Genomic DNA, 22,754 nt, shown 5'->3' on the forward strand with positions numbered 1-22,754 from the left:
GGCTTTTTTATGGTTTTGAACCAGCCTGATATCAGGCCAGTTCATCCACCGCTACGCGGTAATTCGGATCTTCAATCACGTTTACGTCACATAAATTACCGGCTTTTTTCAGCATGCCACGGCAGTCTTCGCTTAAATGACGCAGATGCAATTCTTTGCCAAGAGCCAGATAACGTTCAGCGATACTGTCGATGGCTTCCAATGCTGAGTGGTCGGCTACACGGGAATTACGGAATTCAATAATCACTACGTCCGGGTCATTTTCCGGCTCGAATAATTCTTTGAAATTCGCCACAGAACCAAAAAATAACGGGCCAAACAATTCGTACACTTTGGCACCATTTTCCTGAATGCGGGTACGGGCACTGATGTGTTTGGCGTGTTCCCAGGCAAATACCAGCGCAGCCACAATCACACCCACCACCACGGCAATGGCGAGATCGGTCACCACCGTCACAGCCGATACCAGAATCAAAACGAACGCATCGTGCTTCGGCACTTTGCGCAGAATGCGGAAGCTCGACCACTCGAAGGTGCCGATCACGACCATAAACATCACACCAATTAACGCCGCAATCGGAATCTGTTCAATCAACGGGCTGGCAAACAGAATAAAGCTGAGCAGAAACAGCGCCGCAGCAATACCGGATAAACGGCCACGGCCACCGGAACTGACGTTAATCATGCTTTGGCCAATCATGGCGCAACCGCCCATCCCACCAAAGAAACCGGTCACCACGTTAGCGGTTCCCTGCGCCACACATTCTTTATTGCCACGGCCGCGGGTGTTGGTCATTTCATCAATCACGGTGATGGTCAGCAGTGATTCAATCAGACCGATGGCGGCAAAAATGATCGAGTACGGCAGAATAAACCACAGAGTCTCCAGCGTCATCGGCACTGCCGGTGCAGCAAACTCCGGTAATCCACCGGCAATACTGGCCAGGTCACCCACGGTTTTGGTATCCAGCTGCAGGCCCCAGGCCGCCAGACTCACCACCAGAATACCGGCCAGCGCCGACGGTATGGCTTTGGTCATTTTCGGCAGATAGTGGGTAATAAACATGGTGGCCAGAATCAGTCCGAGCATCACATACAACTCAGAACCTTGCAGCCATACCCCTTCAGTCCAGCCCCACTTACCTTCCGGGGTGAAGGATTGCAGCTGCGGTAACTGCGCCAGAAAGATCACCAGCGCCAGACCATTCACAAAGCCCAGCATCACCGGATACGGCACGATGCGGATAAATTTGCCCAGTTTCAGCGCCCCGGCGGCCATCTGGATAGCCCCCATCAATACCACGGCGGCAAACAGATACTGCGGCCCCATGCCCGAACCAAAATCGCGTTCAGCTTCGGCCACCAGCGATACCATGACCACAGCCAATGCACCGGTAGCACCGGAGATCATGCCCGGACGGCCACCGATTAATGCGGTAATCAAACCCACCATAAAGGCTGCGTACAGACCGGTCAGAGGATGAACACCCGCCACGAAAGCAAAAGCCACCGCTTCCGGCACCAGTGCCAGAGCAACGGTCAGGCCTGATAAGGTGTCATTTTTGATATTGGGGGAAAAGGTCTGCATAAACTCGCGCAGCAACAACATAATGCGGGTTTCTCCGGGCTGGGTTCAGAAAGCCGCGCACTATACCAGCCTGAGAAGACATTTTCAGGATTTTGCTTAGTAATTGCCCAATTGTCGCGCTTGTTATCCTGTCCGGCGCAAATATTCCACCGGGCAAGATAACAACCGCACCGTCAGGCGGCAGGAGCAGAGACAGTCGCCGTGCTGTGTGCCGGCGTGATTCCCAACAGCGTCAGAATACGATCCAGAGAAACGTACAGCGCTGGCAGAATCAACAGACAAATAAAGGTCGTAAACAGAATACCGAAGCCCAGCGACACCGCCATTGGGGTAATAAACTGCGCCTGTCGGGACGTTTCAAACACCATGGGTGAAAGACCGCCAAAGGTGGTGAGTGTCGTCAGCAGAATCGGCCGGAAACGGCGGATACCGGCTTCACGTACCGCATCCAGTGCCGACAAACCGGCTTCTAAACGGCGACGGTTGGCGTAATCGATCAGAATCAGGCTGTCGTTCACCACCACCCCGGCCAGCGCCACGATGCCCATAATCGACATAATCGACATGCTGTAGCCCAGCAGCAGATGGCCGATGACGGCCCCCACGGCACCAAAGGGAATCACCACCATAATCAGCAATGGCTGGCTGTAACTGCGGAATGGAATGGCCAGCAACACGTAAATCAGCAGCATGGAAAAGAAACCATACAACTGCAGCGAACTCATGCTGTCCTGGGTATCCGCCTGACGGCCACGGAAGTCGAAATCCAGCGTCGGGTACTTAGCGCGTAAATCGGCAAAGGCCTCTTCACGCAGCACCCCCATCACCGCCGGAACCTGCTCACGCGGCTCCACTTCGGCGGTAACAGTGACCACCTGGCGGCCATCGCGGCGCGAAATACTGGAGGGCGATAATGCTTTGTGCAAAATGGCGATGTCTGCCAATGGCACATATCCACCCTGCGGCGTCAGAATCATCAACCGCTCAATATCGGCACTGAAGGCCCGCTCTTCTTTTGGCAGACGCACCAACACCGTCACTTCGTTGCGCTCACGCTGCTGGCGTAAAGCACGGGCACCGTACAATGCCGCCCGGATCTGCTGCGCGACGGCATCGGCTTCCAGCCCCAGGCTGCGGCCGCGCTCATTCAGTTCAATATCCCACTGCGGTTTACCGTTGGTAAAACTGGAGGCCACATCTTTAACGCCACCGAGCTGCTGCATAAAGTCCCCGAGCTCGGCACTGGCGGCTGCCAGTAATTCGGTATTACTGCCGCGTAATTCAACCGTCAGACCGGCACCGCCGGAGGGGCCGCCGCCACGCTCAGCATCAAAGGTCAGGCTGCGGATGCCCGGAATTTCACCAATCGCTTCACGCCAGCGCTTCACCACTTCGTTGGACGACACCGGACGTACCTCGCTGTCTACCAGCTTGGCCTGAATTTCGATGGTGGCGTTTTCAATATCGCCTTCCACGCTGACCAGCAAGGGTTTGCCCTGCGCTTCTATAGGGTCGACCACCTCTTTCAGTCGGGCTTCAAGCAGATCACGCACCTGTTGCGCCTGACTGAGCGGTGCATTCGGCGGCATTTCCACCTTAGCCACCGCGAACTCGCCTTCAAGACGCGGGAACATACTGAAGCCCATGCGTCCACTCAGCGGCCAGGCCAATACAATCATGGCAATGGCTACGGCAACCGCCAGCGTGAATCCGGGCGAGCGCAAACTGCTGTCCAGCAGCGGCAGATAGCGCTTTTGAATAAAGTGATGCAGGCCTTTATCCACACGCTGCTGCAGGCGATCCAACCAGTTCGGATTATGCTGAATGTCGCGCTTTTTCATGCGCCCCAGATGCGCCGGTAAAATAAACAACGCTTCCAGCCAGGAAATCATAAAGCAGCTGATCACCACGATCGGAATGGCAATAAAGAGTTTGCCCATCATGCCCGGCAGCGCCAGTAACGGCAGGAAAGCCACCACGTTGGTCAGAATGGCGAAGGCCAGCGGCATGGCGACTTCTTTGGCGCCGAAGATCGCCGCATCCATTAACGGCATGCCTTTCTGCATGTGCTCGTAGATATTTTCACCGGCAATAATCGCATCATCAACGACGATACCGAGCGCCACGATAAAGGCGAACATGGAGATCATATTGATCGACATATCCCAACCGGGCAGCAGCAGCATCGCGCCCATAAAAGCGGTCGGAATGCCCATGGTGACCCAGAATGCCAAACGATATTCGAGGAACAGACTGAGCAGCACCATTACCAGCACCAGCCCCACCACCGCGTTTTTCAGCAGCAGCCCCACCCGCTGTTTGTAGGTTTCGCCATCATCATCGGTAATGATCAGCGACATGCCCGGCGGCAATTGCGGACGGATTTCATCGAGTTTTTCATACACCGCTTCCACCACCGTCAGGGGCGTCTGACTTTCGGCGCGGTAAATTTTAAAACTCATCGACGTTTTGCCGTTGTAGGTAATTTCGCGGTTACTGTCGCTGAAACCATCGCGGACCTTCGCCACATCCCCCAGACGCAATTGCACGCCCGAGGCATCGCTGATCAGCGGCAGCTGGCGGAATTCTTCGGCCCAGTAGAGGCGGTCATCCAGCGTTACCAGAATATCGCCGCCTTCGGTTTTCACACTGCCAGCACTTTGTTCAATGGCATTATTGCCGATAATGGCCGCCACATCGCTCAGTTTCAGACCGTAACGCTGTAGGTCGTTCTGGCTGATTTCTACGTGAATTTCTTCATCGTTAATGCCGCGCAGCTCAACTTTTGTGATGTCCGGAGATTCCAGCAGCTGATCTTTAATCTGCTCTCCCAGGCGCTTTAACCCAAACTGATCAAGCGGGCCAAACAGCGCCAGTTCGATCACATCAATAGAGCGGCTGGCGATTCTCACCAACGGCCGTTCCATCTGCGCCGGGAAGGTTGAAATGCGGTTAACCGCCTGCTGGATATCCTGATACGCCTGCTGGCGGTCAACGCCATTTTCCAGTTCGGCGCTGATCTGTGCCGAACCCTGGCTGGCCGTAGAGACCACTTCTTTCAGACCATCAATCGCCGACAGCTCATTTTCAATCGGCAGAATCACGCCCTGCTCCATCTCCGAGGGCGTCGCACCGGCATAGCCGACCGACACAATCACCATGTCGGCTTCATAGCTGGGAATAAATTCTTTACGGATATTCAGCGACATCAAAAAGCCGCCGATGATCAAAAACGCCATCAATAAATTGGGAGCCACGCCGTGGCGTGCCATCCACGCCACCGGGCCGGTATAACGCAGACTCATGGGCGTGCTCCAGCCGTCTGAATACGCACCCGCATACCATCGGTAGCGCTGTCGATACGGTTAAGCAGCAGCTGGTCACCACTCTGCAGACCGTCGCCCTGCCCACCCTCGTTAACCGCCAGCCAGGCTTGCTCACGTCCGCGATACAACACCACAACCTTACGCTGATACAGCGCATTGTTGTTCACCACCCACACCGTGTCGTCATCATTCAGGTGGCGCACATCAATCACCACGGTTTTATCCAGTAATTTTCCGGGCAACTGCACATCAATAAAATCATTCACCAGAACCACCGGCTGCCCTTCCGCTAAGGGCTGATCCAGCTCCAGCACGACCTTGGCCTGACGATCGGTACTGTCGACATCCGGCAGCACATTAAGAATGCGGGCACGACGGGTCTGGCCATGCCAGCCGCTCATGCTCAGCGTTGCCTCAGCCTGTGTGTCCAGCATGGCCAGAAAGGCTCGGGGCACTTTAACTTCAATCCAGAAGCGTTCGGTGCTGACCAGATCAAACAGTACGGTGCTGCTGCCAACCTGACTGCCCGTGCTGACATGACGCGCCATGATCTGACCAGCAAATGGCATGCGCACCGACGTACGTGCCAGATTCAGCTGTGCCTGATCAAGGTTGGCGCGGGCTGTGCGCAGCGCCGCCTTGGCTTTGGCCAGTTGCGGTTCGCGCATCACCAGCGCCCGCTCTTCGTCACTGAGCTTGGCGGCGGCCAGGGCGTATTCTTCCCGCGCCAGCGCCGCCTGTCCTTGCTCGATATCCAGATCGGCCTGTGCCTGAGTCAGCGCAGCCTGCATCTGCCGCACCTGTAACTCAAAATCGGTTTTTTCCAGCGTCGCCAGCACGCTGCCTTTGCTCAGCCGCGCACCGGGTACGGCAGCGCTGCTGATCTGTGCCACGCGCGCACTGACCTGTGCCGTCAGGGTTACGCTGTCAGCCGCCATCACCTTGCCACCGGCAGGCCAGAATGGTCGCGACGATTCGCTGTTCAGCGCTGCCGCTTCCACCAGCCGTGCCTGCACTTCCGGTTTTATCCGCTGCGGTTTCGGTGCTGAGGTGAACACATACCAGGCCAGGCCTCCGCCCAGCAGTAAAACCAACGCAATCAGCAGGATATTGCCTGCAACCGAATGACGATGACTGTGTACATCCATCATGACGATGCTTCCTCTTCACTGAAGTCGCCATGACTGACGGCTTTATATAACTGAATACGGTTTTGCAGCTGACTCCAGCGGGCATTCAGCAACTGTTTTTCCAGACCGATCACATCCTGCTGGGCATTGAGCAATGCAAGAAAATCGCCCACGCCTTTGCGGTAACGGTTGTTCTGGAAGGCTTCGGTCTTGCTGGCCAACGCCAGCTGCCGCTCCAGGCTGACAACCAGCGCCTGACTCTGACGTTCATCGGTCAGCGCCTGCTGTACTTCCTGCGCGGCATCCAGCAACGTCTGCTGATAAGCCGCCAGATTTTCATCCACCACGGCGCGCTGTTGCGCCACGGCGGCACGGCGGTTGCCACCATCAATTAATGGAAGCACCAAACCACCGGCCAGATTCGCCAACCAGTTATCGAATACTTTACTGAGGTCTTCATCGCTGCCGGAATAGGACGCGCTCAGGGTAAAGCGCGGGTAGCGGTTCGCCGCCGCCGCCGCCAGACTGGCATTGGCGCTTTGCAGTTTAAAGAACGCCTGCTGCACGTCCGGACGCTGCTGTAAGGCGCTGACCGGTACGGTTAACGGTGTGATGTCCAGCTGCGGTAACGATTGCGTCTGATAAGTGCGTAATTCGCTGTTTTCCAGCGCCGCCGCCGACAGCCATTCACTGCGTCCCATCCAGACCGCCAGCTGCTGCTGGTAACTGTCGCGCTGCCCCTGAGCGCTGATCAGATCGGCGTTAATGGATTCCAGTAACTGTTGCTGCTGCCAGACATCGGAGACATCCGCCTGACCACGCTGAAAACGACCCTGAGTAACCTGCAGCGCCGCACTGACCCGTGCCTGTTGCTGTTGCAGCAGCGCCAGGTTCTGCCCTTCTTTAATCAGACCAAACCAGTTCAGGGCAATTTGTCCGGCCACGGTATTGGCCTGGGTGCGCGTCGCCGAGTGGGTCGCCAGTGCGCTTAAGCGTCCGGCGTCATCCAGCGCGGACACCCGGCCCCAGAAATCAAGTTCGTATTCCGTAGAAACACCCGCCGACCACAGATCGTTGGTGGTGTTCTCACGCCAGGCGCGGGATTTACTCAGGGAAAGATTAACATCGGGGTACTGACCACTGGCATTCTGACGCCAGAGAGCCCGGCTTTGAGCAAGCCGTGCCCAGGCCGCCTGCAGGCTGTAATTCTGCTCCAGCCCCTGCGCGATAAACTGATCGAGTTGAGTGTCGTTAAACGATTGCCACCAACGATTGGCGCTGATTGCATTGCTGCGGTCAGCGTTGCTGTTTGCTTCAATGCTGTTGCTGTTGCTGTCGTTATTCGCGTTCGTAAAAACGGGAGGCAGTGTTGTCTCGGGAGGTTCAACCGGTGTCACGCTGGCGCAGCCGGCAAGTGCCAAAACCGCCACCGCCGCCGTACCGCGCCACGGAACCCTGATCATCAAGCGCACAGAGACTTCTCCGCAGTAAAAATACGCATAATAGGCGTGCGGCGGGAAAGATGAAAATGGCGTTTACCCATCTTTACCCGCCCCGCCGGCACATTCGTACGGACTCAGTAAAAAATATTCAGGCTAAGTTCAATATAATCATCCTGACGCAGGCTATAAGCCAGCGCATCGTCGTTATCATCGGCCATAAATATCCAGCCATTGACTTTCAGTGTCGTGAAATCGGTCAGGCGCGTACTGGCCTCGAGCATAATCCCACGGCTGCCGCTGTAATCCAGATCCTGAGTAATACCGGCCAGAATTTCACTGGAGTCGGCATCGTTAAAGGCCAGACGGGTTGCAGCAAACACATCGTTCTGAGCCATGGCCGCATCGTTACCGCGCTGATCGTACTGATATTCCAGCAACAGTCCGACATCCAGCGCACTGTCCCAGCGCTCAGCAAAAGGGCCGACCAGGGTGTATTCAAAACCACCGACCGCCGCGCTGTGATCCTGAACACCAGCAACACCCAGCGCTTTCAGGTTATCCACCATGTGTTCATCGTAATCACGGCGCAATACTTCCAGCTTCCACAGCCAGGCATCCACGGTTGCCTGCGCGGTTATTCCGAGCTGACGCTGCAAAGGATAATACGGCGTTAATCCGGTTATCTGCGGACCACTGCCGGTGAGCGTGATCTGCGGTGTCAGGAAAGGATCACGGGCGGTGCCCTGAAACCAGGCGGCACTTAAATCCAGCGGAGATTCACCCAACTCAAACGAGCGGCTCCAGCGCAACGCCCAGTCGAGGTGTTCTTTTTCTTCCGCTGACTGATATTCGCCATCAGCACTGACCCGCAGTGCGGATCGCAAACGACCGTTTTCTCCGGCAAACGTACGTTCGCGGAAGCCTGGCAGAATAAAGGCCTCCAATGTGCCGACGTCATGCAGCCAGGTGGCGTGCACCATCGGCTGGCCGAGTTTTTCTTCACCATCCGGCGCTTCTACCAGATCGGTCTGGTTAATCACATCCACCAGATGCAATGACTCGGTGACGCCCCAGAACACTTTGCCAATACCCGCGCGGACTTCCCAGCTGTAACCGTAGGTCAGCCACATCAGTTCGCGGATATCGCCGTGGCTGCGCTCATCGTCAGCGCTGTCGTAACGGTAAAAAGGTTTGAAGGTCAGGCGCTGGGTTTCCCCCCATTCCCACACCAGTTCAGGCTCAGCCCAGACCGACAGCACACTGTCTTTTTGCTGCGGGAATTGCGCTTCCTGCAAAAACTGACGCCCCTCAAAGGCGCCCTGTAAAGCCAGGTCGGGCATCAACCCGGCACTGGCACTGCTGTTGGAATGAACACTCAGCGCAATCAGGGCGCTGCACTGCAACGTGGTTGTTATCAGCCGTTTCATACGGATTCGGCCTCCGGCTCAGCGTACGCGGGAAAGCGTAGCGTCGTTGAAATCGGCATCCGTCAGGCCGGTATCAAACCGCAGTTCGGACGTATTCAGTACGGTGCTTTTGCCGTTCTGATGATTCACCATGGTCAGCACATCGGCGCGCCAGAATTTATCTTTATACAGTTTATAGTCTGAAAAACTCAGGGTTTTCAGCAGGCTTTTTTTACGGTCATAAAATTCAACCTGTTGCGCACGCAGGTGTTCGGTATCCAGCCAAACGATCTGTTTGGTGTAACCGGAGAATTCATCCGTAGGTATCTGCTCAACCACATGACAGACCACACCGTTCAGGGTTTCTTCACGCAGGTAGGTAAAGCTGTATTTTTCCAGCTCAAACGAACTCATATCTTCATAGGCAAATTCACTGCCCATAAACGGGCCGGATTTATTACGTGAGGCAATACGCTTAACCCGTTTCAACGCCGGCAAATACAACCACTGCTCGTCCGGCTTACCGGTATGCGAGAAATTCAGAAAGGCGGTGCCTTTAACATCACGTGGTTCGTCGAAAATGGTCAGGCCTTTATCGCCGTCATCGACGACTTCAAGTGACTTAAGACGTATCTCTCGCACACTTTCTTCACCCTGAGAGTTACGCAGTGTCATGGTCATCCTGGCTTCACTGTTGCCCCAGCCAAGATCACGTTGCTTACGGTCTTTAGCAATGGCCAGACCTTTTTCTGCAGCATTCTGCTGCCCTGTGCTGCCTGCTGCAGGTTGTGCAGTATCGGCCTGCGCCACCAGTGGCGTGGCCAGAGTCAATGCCGTAATAAGGCTCAGAAAAATGTTCATAATGTTTCTCCTGTGAGAGTGGATGCAGGATGCGTTTCAGTTTTTAGTTCTTGTTGTTTGTGTGGGGTGTTGCAGTGTGCCTGATTATTTTTGTCGAGGCGCAGTAAAAAGGCCGGCAGGAAGAAAAAATCCACCAGCAGCGCAATAAAGATAATCAGCGCAGTGGCCAGCCCCATATCCGAATTCAAACGGAACGCGGAGAACGCCAGCATAGAGAATCCGGCCACCAGAACCACCGTGGTGATCAGCAATGCCCGGCCAACACTGGAGAAGGCATACCGTACTGCGGCTTCCGCGTCTTTACCGTCATCACGGGCGCGCTTGTATTTGGCCAGAAAATGCACGGTATCATCAACAATAATGCCCAGTGTCATGGATGCCACAATCGACAGCCCCAGATTAATCTCACCGGAAATCAATCCCCAGATACCAAAGCCGACCAGCGCCGGTCCAAGGTTCGGAATCAGGCTGATGGCGCCCAGACGCACTGAACGTAATGCCACAACCAGCAGTGCAGAAATTAAGATTAATGCCGCAATCATACTGACAATCATGCTATCCATATTGGTTTCGCCAATATGCGAGAACATAAGACTCGGACTGGCCGCGGCCAGACGGATACCGGTCGCATTTTCAGCAAACCAGGCACGGGCACGGTCTTCAAGTTCGACGATTTCTTTACTGCCCAGATTTTTCAGGGTGGAGGTCAGACGGGTCGAAGACTTATCTACGTTCAGCTGGTTATTCAGATCCAGTCCGTAAGGCAATGACATTTCGTACAGCAGTAAATACTGCGCCGCCAATTCACGATCCTGCGGAATACGGTAATAACTTTCGTCATCGCCGTGCATATTTTTATTCAGACGCTTAAACGTATCCGACAGCGTCGTCACATGATCCACTTCCGGCTGTTGACGCAGCCACTCGGCAAACGCTTCTGTTTTAGCAATAAATTCCGGCGCATTGACTCCCTGAGCTTCACCGGAGTACAACGCCCAATCGATGGTATCAGTACCGGATAAATATTCTTCCTGAGTATCTACCGAGTCACGGAAATCGGTGCCCTTGGCAAAATATTTTGTAGCCTCATCGTTCACCACATTCAGCGTGACCAATGAACCGAATATCAGCATCAACAGCGCCGTCACCGGCAACAACGTGCGCTGATGGCGCACCACCCAGCCACCGAATTTTTCCATACCGCCATGGTGCTCAGGCGACACCTTTACCCGCACTGGCAAAATCAGCAGCAAGACCGGCAGTAAGGTGACAGAAAGCACAAACGCCACCATCACACCAATGGCGCTTAGAATGCCAAAATCAGCCAGCACCGGAGATTCGGACAGCACCAGCGTCAGGAAACCGACCGCCGTGGTCGCACTGGTAATAAACACCGGCATTAAATTCAGGTCGAGGGCAAAACCTATGGCGTCACTGCGCGAGCGCCCTTCACGCATAGCAAACTGCGCCGAGGCCACCAGATGCACACAGTCGGCCACCGCCAGCGTCATTACTACAATGGGGACGTTAATAGTACCGGTGGATAAGAAAAATCCAAGCCAGCCGCCCAATCCCATGGTCACACTGATGGTCAGCACCAGCACCACCACGGTGGCCAGCATCGCCAGTACACTGCGCAGCATGACCGCCAGCATTAACACAATCAGGCCCAGCATCGCCGGCACCAGAGTCTCCATATCTTTCTGACCCTCGGTAGCGAAGCTGTAATTCATCGGAATCACACCGGTATGATAAAACGCCGCCTGCGGATAACGGCTGCTCAGCTCGTCGGTGAGCCTTTTGACAAAATCCACCACCTGAATTACTTCGGCGGTATTATCATTGGTTTCAGTAGCATCCGGAATCTGCACCGTGATATTGACGATGGCCGCACGGCCGTCCTCAGCCACCAGGCCACCATTCAGATTCGGCTCATTAAAAGCAATAGTGCGGATGCGCTGTAAATCGGCAGCGGTTAAATCCTGCGGATTCTGCACCAGATCTTCGACGATCATGTCGTCATATTCCGACCAGGTGTGCTGGAAATTCACCACCGAATCCACCCGACTGGAAAATGGCGTCTGCCAGGCCTCTTTCGTCAGTTCTGCTAATAAAGTCAGATTTTCGTTGGTAAATACATCACCATTCTGCGGCACGACCAATACCGAAATATTGTCGTTTTTATTGAAGATGCGCTGCATCTCTTCAAAATCCTGCAGCGGTGCATAGTCCTGCGAAAAGAAGACTTTATAATCGCCGCGAAAATACAGATTCTTGCCGCCAACCGAAGCACCGAATGCCAGAGCCAGCAGTAACAGCAGCAACAGCCACGGATACCGCATAATGGTGTTTAACCAGAGTGTTTTCATACGCTTTCCCTGTAGTTATTTTCAGTTATTTCAAAGCACCTAACTGCGCCATTTCCGGCGCAAATACATCACGCTCAACCCGTTCCCAGCTGGCTTGGTAATCCCACTCTGAAGACAACGGTTTAAAGCCCATACCATCAAGTAAGACATTGCAGCTGATTAACGCAACATTGGTCCCCATCGCACGGCTGACCGCAGTGATATCGCAGGCCGTTGTCATCAACGCATTCAGACCAAACGCCTGCGACCAACTGATAAATGCCATTAATTCCACGGTTAATTCCGGGTGATCCTGAAGGTCGCCCTGCTCAATAGCGTTGCGGTACACATCATCGACGATGCGGGTAATACGAAGATCACACGCATCGATTAATTCGCTGCGTGCTGCCGATGTTTTTTCCGTAAATGAGGGGGTTTTTGCTGACAGAACAGCCAGCGATAACGTTGGCTGCAGGCTGGCATACAAGTGATAAGCAACATTCATCGCGAGTATTTTTTCCCGCAAGGTTCCATCAAAGGCTGCGGCACGGCTGAACATATCTTCCATCATTGCCATACCGCGCAGACAAAGACCGGACAAGCAGTCTTCTTTACTGGAAAAATGGTTGTACAGGGTGCCTTTGGAATAGCCACTGGCACGCACCAGTTTATCCATGGAAAAATCGGCAAAGCCATCACGATTCAAAAGTTCGTGGGCAATATCCAGAAACTGTTGTTCACGCTCGGCAATTTTTTCGGCTTTGCTTTTACGCAGGCCCAGAGGGCAATCGGTTTTGCTGCCACTGCCCGGCTTGGCGGAAAATAACGGGAACAGCGGCGTATTGTCGCCCCCGGAGTTTGATTCGCTGGCCATCCACAGACACTTATCCGCAATCAGCGGCGCGGTAGCGCTTGTCGCCTGACACAGAGACTGGATACGCTCGGGACGCAGTATCTGCTCAATCTGGTGCCGCAGGCTGTGCAGCCACTCAGGAAAAGAATATTTCAATAACCATTTCATTTTGACGATCCGTCGAAAATTGACGAACCGTCATATTATTCTTTTCCTAATAAACAACAAGCACTGTTTAAGGACATTTCAGGCCAGAATCAAAACCACCCGACAGGCATAAAAAAACCGGCATAACGCCGGTTTACCAGAGCCAATTGACACTTTTCTCGTTCCTACGCTCTGCGTGGGAATGCAACTGTGCCAGCAAAGGCTACCACGCAGAGCGTGGGAGCCAGATGAAATACGCGCATCCAGAAGCGCCCTGGCCAGCAGCCATGGCGCATCATCAAGCGTTTAACGCGGCCCGCTGCAAACGAGAAGACAGAACCACCTCAATAAAAAATGGCCCAGCGCTGGTCTCAAACGGAATCACCAATACCGGGCCGGCGGCGTCATGGGGAATATCCATCTCGCCGGTGAGGACACCGGGTTTGGCCATTTCAAAATCGTAGCCTTTTTCCCACAGCAGCTTACGCGCACCACCGGACAGCATATTGGTCAGCTCGCCGGTCAGGTCATGGCAGGTTTCATCCACCTCGTCGATGGCTTCACCCAGCATGCTGCTGCTGATTTTGATGATGGCTCCGGCCGAAAAGCTGATCGCCAGCGAACCCTTCACGCTGTCGCCTGACATCGGAATAATACCGGTGACCACCCCCAGCGGCCGGTTACCCTCTTTCAGGTAGGGCTTACCGTATTCGCAACTCATGGAGGCCATGGTGGCCAGAATGTTATTGATTGTTTCTACAAACGGATTAATAAACTCAACATTCATACTCAGGTTCACCTCTACAGCACAGTGTAGTGAAACCAGCCGATAAACCCATCAGTACCATAGACAAAAAAAGCGCCAAAAGGCGCTTTTTATAACCAACCGTTCAGCGAACGGTGGCGGATTACAATCCTTTCACCGCATAAATGCCCGGCGCATTGCGCCAGTAGCCACGGTAATCCATGCCACAGCCAAAGACGTAGCGGTCTTCAACATCCATACCGACAAAATCAATCTGAAGATCGGTATTTTTGCGGTCATGAACTTTGTTCACCAGCACAGCGGTCAGCACTTCTTTGGCGCCCTGCTGCTGACAGGATTTAACCACCTCAGCCAGGGTGTTTCCTTCATCAAAGATGTCATCCAGGATCAGCACGGTGCGACCTTCCATCGGTACCGATGGCGGTGCCTGCCATTGCAGGTCGGTATGGCCGGAGGTCTCACCGCGGTAACGGGTAGCATGCATATAGCCCTGCTCCAGCGGGAAGTTCAGCTTGGTCAGCAGACGACCTGCCATCACCAGACCACCGTTCATGATGCTGTACACCACCGGCAGGCTACTGCTCAGACGTGCTGAAATATCCGCAGCCAGTTGAGTCAGCGCGGCTTCTACGTCCGCTTCGGATTTCAGCAGATCAGCTTCTGCCATCACTTGGTTCAGTTCTTCAAGAGTCAGGGGCTGGCTCATGTTATCTACCTTAAATAGTGCTGGTCGGCCGGAGAATCCGGCGGGTAAAAAGCCGGCTATGGTATCACCGCTGCCGGACGGCGCAACGGCTTATTCGGCCAGCGACGGCGGCGGCCGTGGCCAACGCGCAAAACAGCCGCGCTTTTGCTATCATGCGCGCCATTTTAAATTCTGCGGTCCGGCGCACTCCGGCCCGCCTTTGCCGATCAGGAAACAGCATGACCCCCACTCTGCAACTGGCCTTTGATTTAATCGCCCGCCGCTCTGTCACCCCGGATGATGATGGCTGTCAGGCCCTGATGATGGAGCGCCTGGCCGCCGCCGGTTTCAATAACGAAGAACTGCGTTTTGAAGAAGTAGAAAACTTCTGGTCACGCCGTGGCACAGAGGGCCCGCTGGTGTGCTTCGCCGGCCATACCGATGTGGTGCCAACCGGCCCGGAAGGTCGCTGGAGCTATCCGCCGTTTACCCCAACCATCGTTGATGGCCTGCTGTACGGCCGTGGTGCCGCCGATATGAAAGGCTCCCTCGCGGCCATGGTGGTCGCCTGCGAAAACTTCGTGCGTAAACACCCCAATCACAAAGGCTCCATTGCCTTTCTGATCACGTCCGATGAAGAAGGCCCGGCGAAAAACGGCACCGTTAAAGTGGTCGAAACCCTCGAAGCGCGTAACGAGAAGATCGATATGTGCATCGTCGGCGAGCCATCCTCCACCAACGCCGTCGGTGATGTGGTGAAAAACGGCCGTCGTGGTTCATTGGGCGCGGTACTGCACGTGCACGGCATTCAGGGTCATGTGGCTTATCCGCACCTGGCGAAAAACCCGGTACACATTGCCGCCCCGGCACTGGCTGAACTGGCCGCCGAGCATTGGGACGAAGGCAACGAATTCTTCCCGGCTACCAGCTTCCAGATTTCCAACATTAACGCCGGTACCGGTGCCACCAACGTGATTCCCGGCGAACTGGAAGTGGTGTTCAACTTCCGCTTCTCCACCGAACTGACCGCCGACATCCTGAAAGAGCGCACCCACGCCATTCTCGATAAACACGGCCTCAGCTACGACATCGACTGGAACCTGAGCGGCGAGCCGTTCCTGACCGCACGCGGCCCACTGGTCGAAGCCAGCGTACAGGCGATTAAAGAAGTCACCGGCCGCGACACCGAACTGTCGACTGCCGGCGGCACCTCCGATGGCCGTTTTATTGCGCCCACCGGTGCTCAGGTGCTGGAACTCGGCCCCTGCAATGCCACCATTCATAAACTGGATGAGCACATTGTCGCCGAAGATCTCGACACCCTGACCGTGATCTACGAACGCATCCTCGAATTACTGCTGGCCTGAGAGACAACGCGTGAACAAAGTTATTGCCTGCCCGGTCTGCGGGCTGCAACTGCTGGCGGCTGATAAGCGCTGGTGCTGCAGTGCCGGACATACCTATGATGAAGCCCGCCAGGGCTACCTCAACCTGCTGCTGGCCCAGCACAAAAAATCGAAAGCGCCGGGTGACACCCTGGAAATGGTCGACGCCCGCCAGCGTCTGCTTGACAGCCAGGTCTACCGGCCGATCTCCGACATGCTCAATCAATGGGTGCTGGAACTGGCCCTGAACCACGACGGCGGCATGCAGATTGCCGATGTGGGCTGCGGCGAAGGCTATTACACCCAGCGTTTGCAGGAAGTGCTTGATGATCATCAGTTGCCGCATTGTTTATACGGCGTCGATATTTCCAAAGACGCCGTCCGCCGTGCCGCCCGCCGCAGTAAACAGATTGACTGGCTGGTCGCCTCCGGCGGCCAGCTACCTTTTACGGCGCACAGTCTGGATCTGATCACCTGCCTGTTTACCAATCTGATGCCGCAGGGTTTTGCCCGCGCACTGCGCCCACAAGGGCAGATTGTGCTGCTCAATACCGGCCTTCACCATCTGGTCGAACTGCGCGAAATCATCTACGACGAAGTCAACCTCGCCGCCCTCGATCCGCGTCCGGCCATGGCCGAACACGGCTTTGACTGCAAAGGTGAGCAGACCCTGAAATACCGCGTCAGCCTGACCAACAATCAGCAGATTATGGATCTGCTGATGATGACCCCACACCGCTGGAAAGTGCGCAACGAAGCCCTGCAACGCTTAGAAGCACTGAACGAACTGGAGGTCACCATCGACGTGGTTTTGCATCAGTTCGGGCAATCGCTGTGACGCAGCGCAAAGAGCCTGACAGCAGCATTTGCCATGCCCCGACGCCAGAGGTAGCATTCTGGCCTCAATTACCAACATGGCAGCCGCTGTCCGGTCTGTGCCTGCCCACACAGACCAGCCCCGACCCAAACCCGTATCCATGACCTGTATCCGCCAACGGGCAAAAAGCCCGCAACAGAAAGCCTTGCGCCGCCAGCAGATACTGGATGCCGCTGCCGGCTATTTTGCCGAAGCCCCCTTCGAACAGGTGAGCCTGCACGATATCGCCCAACGGGTCGGCATTACCAAAGCCGCGCTGTACCGCTATTTCCGCAATAAAGAAGCGCTGTTTCTGGCGTTGTACCATCAGCAGATGGAACAACTGATTGAACATGGCGAGCAACTGCCCCCCGCTGATGACGCTGCCGCCGTCTGCGCTCAGGCTCTGGCCGAAGAAACACTGTTCTGCCGCCTGAACGCCATTCTGCATACCGTACTGGAACGCAACCTGAGCGAAGACGAAGCGCGCAACTTTAAGCTTGGCCTGCTGCCACTGCTACAGCGCTTTGCCACATTAATCAGCCGCTGGCTCAATATCTCAGTAGCCGAAGGGGTGGAATTGCTGCTGCATATTCAACAAGCGATGATTGGCTGCTGGCATATCTGCCACCCGAGCAAAACCGTGGCTGCTGCCATTGCCGAACCGCCATTAACGCTGTTTCAGCTCGAATTTGCAGCCACGCTGCAGCAACACCTGAGCTGGCTGTTTGCTGGCTATAAAGCCAACCATAAACACCGCTCTGACATCCCAAACAGCGCTGACAACTCTGATAGCCTCAGTACAAACCGGAACGCTTATGACCCAGGTTGATTTTTACATCCTCGCCGCCCAGACCCGCGCCGAGCAGATGCTGTTTGCCTGCCGCGTGGTGGAAAAAGCCTTCAGCAAAGGCAACCGCGTACTGATTCAGGTCGACGACGAACGCACCGCCCGTCAACTCGACGAGCAACTCTGGCAATTTCGCGCCGATGCCTTTGTGCCGCACACCCTGCTGAACGCCAGCGACGCTCCGGCCGATTGCCCGGTCAGCATCAGCTGGCAGGCTGACCCGGGCCATCATCACGACGTGATGTTAAACCTCAGCAGCCAGTTACCGGCATTTTTCAGTCGTTTTCAGCGATTTATTGCCGTGGTGGTACAGGAAGATCAGGTGCTGGACTACACTCGTAGTCACTACAAATTCCTCAAAGACCGGGGCTACCCGATCAACAATATCGACATGAGATTGCGTTAATGAACCAACGTAACGACCAGGACGAACCCGGCAATCTGCTGCGTGAACTGGAAAATCTGCAACGTGTACTCGATGACGCCGCCAGCGATCAGGTAGACCACGGACGCAACATTCCGACCTTAGATCCGGTCGATGACATTCCCTTGCTGAGCGAACTGTTCAGCGAGAATGACATTCCGGTATTAAAAGCCGTAACGGCCAAAGCCGCCGCCGTGCCACTGCAGCCAACGGCCGACAACCGCCGCGCAGAAACCAAACCGGCAGAAGCAAAGCAAACAGAAGATAAGACAACAGACAACAAACCACAGCCCGCCAGCGCCCGCCCGGTGCTGCGCGCACAACCGCTGCCGGATGTTGTCATCCAGCGTCCGCACGGCGACCAGCCCGCTCAGCGGGCACAGGTTTCAGCGGCCCCCGTAGCGACAGCAACAACAAACACGGAACCAACCGCAACCGACGCACTGCTTGCTGCTGCCGAACTGACCCCCGCCCCGGCCAGAGTCTCTGCCAACCCGTTCCTGCCCCAGGCCATTCTTGATCGCCTGACCCAGGAGCGCGAAGCCGCTCAGCACAGCGCCCAGGAAGCCCACCGCACCATGCAGAAAGTCATGGAGCAGAAGCAGGCGCGCGCCAGTGAACAAGCCGTTCAGCAACACATGCAACAGCTGACCAAACTGCAAAAAGAACACCTGATCGACCAGCTGGTTGCCGAAATGCTGCCGCAACTGACCGAACGACTGCGTGAAAAACTGCGCGAAAAGCTGAATCACTGACCCCCGAATGTCACCTGCAATACACAGGTGGCATACGCTGCCCGCCCGCTACATATAACCCACATCAAGACCATCCGCAGACCAAACCAGCGCCCTATAAACAGCCGCGATACAGGTAAATTTCACCCCATATCTCCGCCGACAGGCTGTCCAGCCCGGCTATCGGTACCAATGCCCGCAACACTGCCCTAAAGCCTCACTTTCCGTTATAATCGGCACCATTTTTTGAACCCGAAACCAGCCAGCCTCTGCCCCGCAGAGGCTGGCTGCAATCACGACGAGACGAGCAGCAGCGAACCATGGATAAAACGTACAAGCCCAGCGCCCTTGAACAAACCTGGTACCAAGAGTGGGAAGAAAAAGGCTACTTTAAGCCTTATCAGGACGGACTGACCGGCGAAGGTTACTCCATCATGATCCCGCCGCCGAACGTCACCGGCTCGCTGCACATGGGTCACGCCTTCCAGCACACCATTCAGGATGCCCTCACCCGCTACAAGCGTATGCAGGGTAAAAAAGCCCTGTGGCAGGTAGGTACCGACCACGCCGGTATCGCCACGCAGATGGTGGTTGAGCGAAAACTGGCCGCCGAAGGCCAGCCTGACCGTCACGAATTAGGCCGCGAAAAATTCCTCGAAAAAGTCTGGGAATGGAAAGAACAATCCGGCGGTACCATTACCGGTCAGATGCGTCGTTTGGGTAACTCGGTCGACTGGGACACCGAACGCTTCACCATGGATGACGGTTTCTACAAAGCCGTACAGGAAGTGTTTATCCGCCTGCACAAAGACGGCCTGATTTACCGTGGCAAGCGCCTGGTCAACTGGGACCCGAAACTGCACACCGCCATTTCTGATCTGGAAGTGGAAAATAAAGAATCCAAAGGCTTTATGTGGCACCTGCGCTATCCGCTGGCGGATGGCCTGAAAACCGCAGAAGGCAAAGACTACATCGTGGTGGCCACCACCCGTCCGGAAACCATGCTCGGCGATACCGGTGTGGCGGTTAACCCGGAAGATCCGCGTTATAAAGATTTAATCGGCAAAGACATTATTCTGCCATTGGTGGGCCGCCGTATTCCGATTGTAGGCGACGAGCACGCCGACATGGAAAAAGGCACCGGTGCGGTAAAAGTAACCCCGGCGCACGATTTTAACGACTACGAAGTGGGCAAGCGCTGCGGCCTGCCGATGATCAATATTTTCACCTTTAATGCCGACGTGCGCGAAACCGCGCAGGTATTTAATACCGACGGCAGCGTAAACACCGACGTAGAAGCCAGCATCCCGGAAAAATACCGTGGCATGGAGCGTTTTGCCGCGCGTAAAGCCATTGTTGCCGATTTCGAAGCCGCTGGTCTGCTGCAGGAAATTAAAGACCATGACTTAACCGTACCTTACGGTGACCGTGGTGGCGTGGTGATTGAGCCAATGCTCACCGACCAGTGGTATGTGGATGCCAAAACCCTGGCCAAGCCAGCGATTGAAGCCGTCGAAAACGGCGACATTCAGTTTGTGCCTAAGTCTTACGAAAATATGTACTTCAGCTGGATGCGCGATATTCAGGACTGGTGTATTTCCCGTCAGCTGTGGTGGGGTCACCGCATTCCGGCCTGGTACGACGAGGAAGGTAACGTCTACGTTGCCCACGACGAAGCCGAAGTACGCGCGCAGAATCATCTGGCCGACGACGTTGAACTGCGTCAGGACAACGACGTACTCGACACCTGGTTCTCCTCTGCCCTGTGGACGTTCGGTACGCTAGGCTGGCCAAATCTGGACGACCCGGAAGTGGCTAAGCGCATGGCCGATTTCCATCCGACCGACGTGCTGGTCACCGGTTTCGATATTATTTTCTTCTGGGTAGCGCGCATGATCATGATGACCATGCACTTCTGCAAAGACGACTCTCCAGACGGTCAGGGCAAACCGCAGGTGCCGTTTAAAACCGTGTACGTTACCGGTTTGATCCGTGACGAAGTCGGCCAGAAAATGTCGAAATCCAAGGGTAACGTTCTTGACCCGCTGGATATGATCGACGGTATTTCGCTGGATGATCTGCTGGAAAAACGCACCGGCAATATGATGCAGCCGCAACTGGCGGAAAAAATCGGCAAGCGCACCCAAAAAGAATTCCCGGAAGGTATTGCCCCGCACGGCACCGATGCTTTGCGCTTTACCCTCGCGGCCATGGCCTCAACCGGCCGCGATATTAACTGGGATATGAAACGCCTCGAAGGCTACCGTAATTTCTGTAATAAATTATGGAACGCCTCACGCTACGTCATGCTGTCTATCGCCGGTGAAGAGGCCGTAGAAGCCGCAGCCGCCAATGGCACCAACATTGCCATTACCGACGCGATGAAAGCCGCTTGTGGTGCCAACGGCGAACCGGGTGCGTTATCACTGGCCGACCGCTGGATTATTTCGCGCCTGCAAACCGCAGAAAAAGAAGTACGCCGCCACATGGACCAGTATCGTTTCGATATGGCCGCACAAACGCTGTACGAATTTATCTGGAACGAATACTGCGACTGGTATCTGGAATTATCCAAACCGGTACTGTGGGATACCAACGCCAGCGAAGAAGTAAAACGCGGCACTCTGGGAACACTGGTGCGCGTACTGGAAGCCACCCTACGCCTGGCGCACCCGATTATTCCGTTTATCACTGAATCGATCTGGCAGCAGGTAAAAGATCTGGCAGGCAAAGGCGGCCCAGACTCCGCACCAAGCATCATGCTGGCCACCTACCCGGAACCGCAGGATGCCTTTGTGGATGCCGCAGCCGAAGCCGACGTGGAATGGCTGAAAGGCGTGATCACCGCGGTACGTAATATCCGTGCAGAAATGAACATCGCACCGGGTAAAGAACTGGAGCTGCTGTTTAAAAACGGTGACGACGAAGACTTCCGCCGCGCAGAAGAAAACCAGACCTTCCTGATGAAACTGGCCAAGCTGGAAAAACTCACCTGGCTGAACGACGGCGACGAAGAGCCAATGTCGGTCACCCAGCTGGTTGGCGATATGGAAGTGCTGATTCCGATGGCCGGCTTTATCGATAAAGACGCCGAAGTCGCCCGCTTAGGCAAATCCATCGACAAACTGGAAAAAGAACGGGAGCGTGTTACCAACAAACTCGCTAACCCGGGCTTTACCGAAAAAGCACCGGCTGCGGTTCTGGAAAAAGAAAAAGAAAAAGCCGCAGGCTTTGAGCGCGACATTGTTAAGCTCAAAGAGCAGATCGAGAAGATTAAGGCGCTGTAAGCGCTGACTTACTGGCTCTGCAATAAAAACCGCCCACTTGATAAGAGTCGGCGGTTTTTTTTATTTATGCCTGCCAGAAATACCGTAATATCGAAAAATCTAAGCGCACGCCGGATACAGTAATGACTCCCTTTCGCCTCCTGACAGCAACAGGCACCCTCGGCCTGATTATCTGGGTACTGATAACACCTCAGATTCCTCTTGCTGCCCTCTTACTGCTGATTCCGATTACTGCGCTGCAGATTGCACTGTCACAATATGCCAGCCAGTGCACAGAATGCGGTATCAGCGTATCCGACCCGGCATTCAATAACCCGGAACGTGAGCTGCCGTATAAATTTGACTACAGCAAAATAGGAAATGACTGTGCATCCGGAAACTATCGCCGCAAGCTGGGAGCGCTGCCGCGGTGTGCGGCATGTAAGAAGCAGATCAGGAAAAGCGACGGGCAAGGATCACTCAACTGAACTGCTTTAACTTTGAATTCGTTTGAATACTGCCAGGTCTTTCTTGGCTGAGTATATTTTGGCATTGGACACCTCGTCAGTTTGACTTTGGTGTCCGTTAAAGCGGGGGAAGATCACAGATAGTGCCACTGCTTTTTAACTTTCAGATAAGTCACATCGGCCACCCATACTTTGTCTTTACAATGAGGAACCGCACCGT

17 protein-coding genes are annotated in these 22,754 nt (G+C 54.9%); 7 read left to right on the top strand and 10 right to left on the bottom strand.

Annotation, left to right across the window (positions count from 1 at the left end; genetic code table 11):
- Positions 1 to 31: 31 nt before the first annotated feature.
- The 10 genes from NYR02_RS18275 to NYR02_RS18320 form a co-directional block, all read right to left on the bottom strand.
- On the bottom strand, positions 32 to 1,609 hold the full coding sequence (locus NYR02_RS18275; protein WP_260977806.1) for a SulP family inorganic anion transporter: 1,578 nt from the start codon (positions 1,607 to 1,609) through the stop codon (positions 32 to 34).
- A gap of 152 nt (positions 1,610 to 1,761) precedes the next feature.
- The gene (locus NYR02_RS18280; protein WP_260977807.1) at positions 1,762 to 4,893 is read right to left on the bottom strand and encodes an efflux RND transporter permease subunit; all 3,132 of its coding nucleotides are present in this window, start codon (positions 4,891 to 4,893) and stop codon (positions 1,762 to 1,764) included.
- The gene (locus NYR02_RS18285; RefSeq protein WP_260977808.1) at positions 4,890 to 6,065 is read right to left on the bottom strand and encodes an efflux RND transporter periplasmic adaptor subunit; all 1,176 of its coding nucleotides are present in this window, start codon (positions 6,063 to 6,065) and stop codon (positions 4,890 to 4,892) included. The genes NYR02_RS18280 and NYR02_RS18285 overlap by 4 nt, the downstream gene beginning before the upstream one ends.
- Positions 6,062 to 7,507: an efflux transporter outer membrane subunit gene (locus NYR02_RS18290; protein ID WP_260977822.1), complete on the bottom strand. Its 1,446-nt coding sequence runs from the start codon at positions 7,505 to 7,507 to the stop codon at positions 6,062 to 6,064. Before NYR02_RS18290 ends, NYR02_RS18285 begins: the two co-directional genes overlap by 4 nt.
- 113 nt (positions 7,508 to 7,620) lie before the next feature.
- Positions 7,621 to 8,913: a hypothetical protein gene (locus tag NYR02_RS18295; protein WP_260977809.1), complete on the bottom strand. Its 1,293-nt coding sequence runs from the start codon at positions 8,911 to 8,913 to the stop codon at positions 7,621 to 7,623.
- 18 nt (positions 8,914 to 8,931) lie between these two features.
- Positions 8,932 to 9,753 carry an outer membrane lipoprotein-sorting protein gene (locus tag NYR02_RS18300; RefSeq protein WP_260977810.1) on the bottom strand — a complete coding sequence of 274 codons (822 nt, stop codon included), beginning with the start codon at positions 9,751 to 9,753 and terminating at the stop codon, positions 8,932 to 8,934.
- Positions 9,750 to 12,122 carry an efflux RND transporter permease subunit gene (locus tag NYR02_RS18305; protein ID WP_260977811.1) on the bottom strand — a complete coding sequence of 791 codons (2,373 nt, stop codon included), beginning with the start codon at positions 12,120 to 12,122 and terminating at the stop codon, positions 9,750 to 9,752. Before NYR02_RS18305 ends, NYR02_RS18300 begins: the two co-directional genes overlap by 4 nt.
- Positions 12,123 to 12,147: 25 nt before the next feature.
- Entirely contained in the window at positions 12,148 to 13,122 is a 975-nt protein-coding gene (locus tag NYR02_RS18310; RefSeq protein ID WP_260977812.1) for a TetR/AcrR family transcriptional regulator, read from the bottom strand.
- 277 nt (positions 13,123 to 13,399) lie between these two features.
- Positions 13,400 to 13,888: a chemotaxis protein CheX gene (locus NYR02_RS18315; RefSeq protein ID WP_260977813.1), complete on the bottom strand. Its 489-nt coding sequence runs from the start codon at positions 13,886 to 13,888 to the stop codon at positions 13,400 to 13,402.
- A gap of 121 nt (positions 13,889 to 14,009) precedes the next feature.
- Complete coding sequence (locus tag NYR02_RS18320) at positions 14,010 to 14,573, bottom strand: hypoxanthine-guanine phosphoribosyltransferase (protein WP_260977814.1); 564 nt, start codon at positions 14,571 to 14,573, stop codon at positions 14,010 to 14,012.
- A gap of 218 nt (positions 14,574 to 14,791) precedes the next feature.
- Here NYR02_RS18320 and dapE point away from each other — a divergent pair, with 218 nt between their 5' ends.
- From dapE to NYR02_RS18355, 7 genes are all read left to right on the top strand, one after another.
- Entirely contained in the window at positions 14,792 to 15,919 is a 1,128-nt protein-coding gene (dapE, locus tag NYR02_RS18325; protein ID WP_260977815.1) for a succinyl-diaminopimelate desuccinylase, read from the top strand.
- A gap of 10 nt (positions 15,920 to 15,929) precedes the next feature.
- Positions 15,930 to 16,775: a putative RNA methyltransferase gene (locus tag NYR02_RS18330; protein ID WP_260977816.1), complete on the top strand. Its 846-nt coding sequence runs from the start codon at positions 15,930 to 15,932 to the stop codon at positions 16,773 to 16,775.
- Positions 16,776 to 16,914: 139 nt separating this feature from the next.
- On the top strand, positions 16,915 to 17,625 hold the full coding sequence (locus tag NYR02_RS18335) for a TetR/AcrR family transcriptional regulator (RefSeq protein ID WP_260977817.1): 711 nt from the start codon (positions 16,915 to 16,917) through the stop codon (positions 17,623 to 17,625).
- Complete coding sequence (locus tag NYR02_RS18340) at positions 17,612 to 18,049, top strand: DNA polymerase III subunit chi (protein WP_260977818.1); 438 nt, start codon at positions 17,612 to 17,614, stop codon at positions 18,047 to 18,049. Before NYR02_RS18335 ends, NYR02_RS18340 begins: the two co-directional genes overlap by 14 nt.
- A complete protein-coding gene (locus tag NYR02_RS18345; RefSeq protein ID WP_260977819.1) occupies positions 18,049 to 18,822 on the top strand; it encodes a hypothetical protein in 774 nt (257 codons plus the stop codon). Before NYR02_RS18340 ends, NYR02_RS18345 begins: the two co-directional genes overlap by 1 nt.
- Positions 18,823 to 19,121: 299 nt before the next feature.
- A complete protein-coding gene (locus NYR02_RS18350; RefSeq protein WP_260977820.1) occupies positions 19,122 to 22,088 on the top strand; it encodes a valine--tRNA ligase in 2,967 nt (988 codons plus the stop codon).
- Between the two features lie 122 nt (positions 22,089 to 22,210).
- Positions 22,211 to 22,555: a hypothetical protein gene (locus tag NYR02_RS18355; protein ID WP_260977821.1), complete on the top strand. Its 345-nt coding sequence runs from the start codon at positions 22,211 to 22,213 to the stop codon at positions 22,553 to 22,555.
- The last annotated feature ends 199 nt before the right edge of the window (positions 22,556 to 22,754 follow it).

It is taken from the genome of Thalassolituus pacificus, from assembly GCF_025318105.1.
In the GTDB taxonomy this organism is placed as follows: Bacteria; Pseudomonadota; Gammaproteobacteria; order Pseudomonadales; family Oceanobacteraceae; genus Venatoribacter; species Venatoribacter pacificus.

Bases quoted from the DNA above. Each gene is read 5' to 3' on its own strand.
- NYR02_RS18315 (WP_260977813.1), bottom strand. From the start codon at position 13,888: ATGAATGTTGAGTTTATTAATCCGTTTGTAGAAACAATCAATAACATT.
- NYR02_RS18275 (WP_260977806.1), bottom strand. From the start codon at position 1,609: ATGTTGTTGCTGCGCGAGTTTATGCAGACCTTTTCCCCCAATATCAAA.
- NYR02_RS18335 (WP_260977817.1), top strand. From the start codon at position 16,915: ATGACCTGTATCCGCCAACGGGCAAAAAGCCCGCAACAGAAAGCCTTG.
- NYR02_RS18280 (WP_260977807.1), bottom strand. From the start codon at position 4,893: ATGAGTCTGCGTTATACCGGCCCGGTGGCGTGGATGGCACGCCACGGC.
- NYR02_RS18290 (WP_260977822.1), bottom strand. From the start codon at position 7,507: ATGATCAGGGTTCCGTGGCGCGGTACGGCGGCGGTGGCGGTTTTGGCA.
- NYR02_RS18320 (WP_260977814.1), bottom strand. From the start codon at position 14,573: ATGAGCCAGCCCCTGACTCTTGAAGAACTGAACCAAGTGATGGCAGAA.
- NYR02_RS18310 (WP_260977812.1), bottom strand. From the start codon at position 13,122: ATGAAATGGTTATTGAAATATTCTTTTCCTGAGTGGCTGCACAGCCTG.
- NYR02_RS18350 (WP_260977820.1), top strand. From the start codon at position 19,122: ATGGATAAAACGTACAAGCCCAGCGCCCTTGAACAAACCTGGTACCAA.
- NYR02_RS18295 (WP_260977809.1), bottom strand. From the start codon at position 8,913: ATGAAACGGCTGATAACAACCACGTTGCAGTGCAGCGCCCTGATTGCG.
- NYR02_RS18355 (WP_260977821.1), top strand. From the start codon at position 22,211: ATGACTCCCTTTCGCCTCCTGACAGCAACAGGCACCCTCGGCCTGATT.
- NYR02_RS18340 (WP_260977818.1), top strand. From the start codon at position 17,612: ATGACCCAGGTTGATTTTTACATCCTCGCCGCCCAGACCCGCGCCGAG.
- NYR02_RS18300 (WP_260977810.1), bottom strand. From the start codon at position 9,753: ATGAACATTTTTCTGAGCCTTATTACGGCATTGACTCTGGCCACGCCA.
- dapE (WP_260977815.1), top strand. From the start codon at position 14,792: ATGACCCCCACTCTGCAACTGGCCTTTGATTTAATCGCCCGCCGCTCT.
- NYR02_RS18285 (WP_260977808.1), bottom strand. From the start codon at position 6,065: ATGATGGATGTACACAGTCATCGTCATTCGGTTGCAGGCAATATCCTG.
- NYR02_RS18345 (WP_260977819.1), top strand. From the start codon at position 18,049: ATGAACCAACGTAACGACCAGGACGAACCCGGCAATCTGCTGCGTGAA.
- NYR02_RS18305 (WP_260977811.1), bottom strand. From the start codon at position 12,122: ATGAAAACACTCTGGTTAAACACCATTATGCGGTATCCGTGGCTGTTG.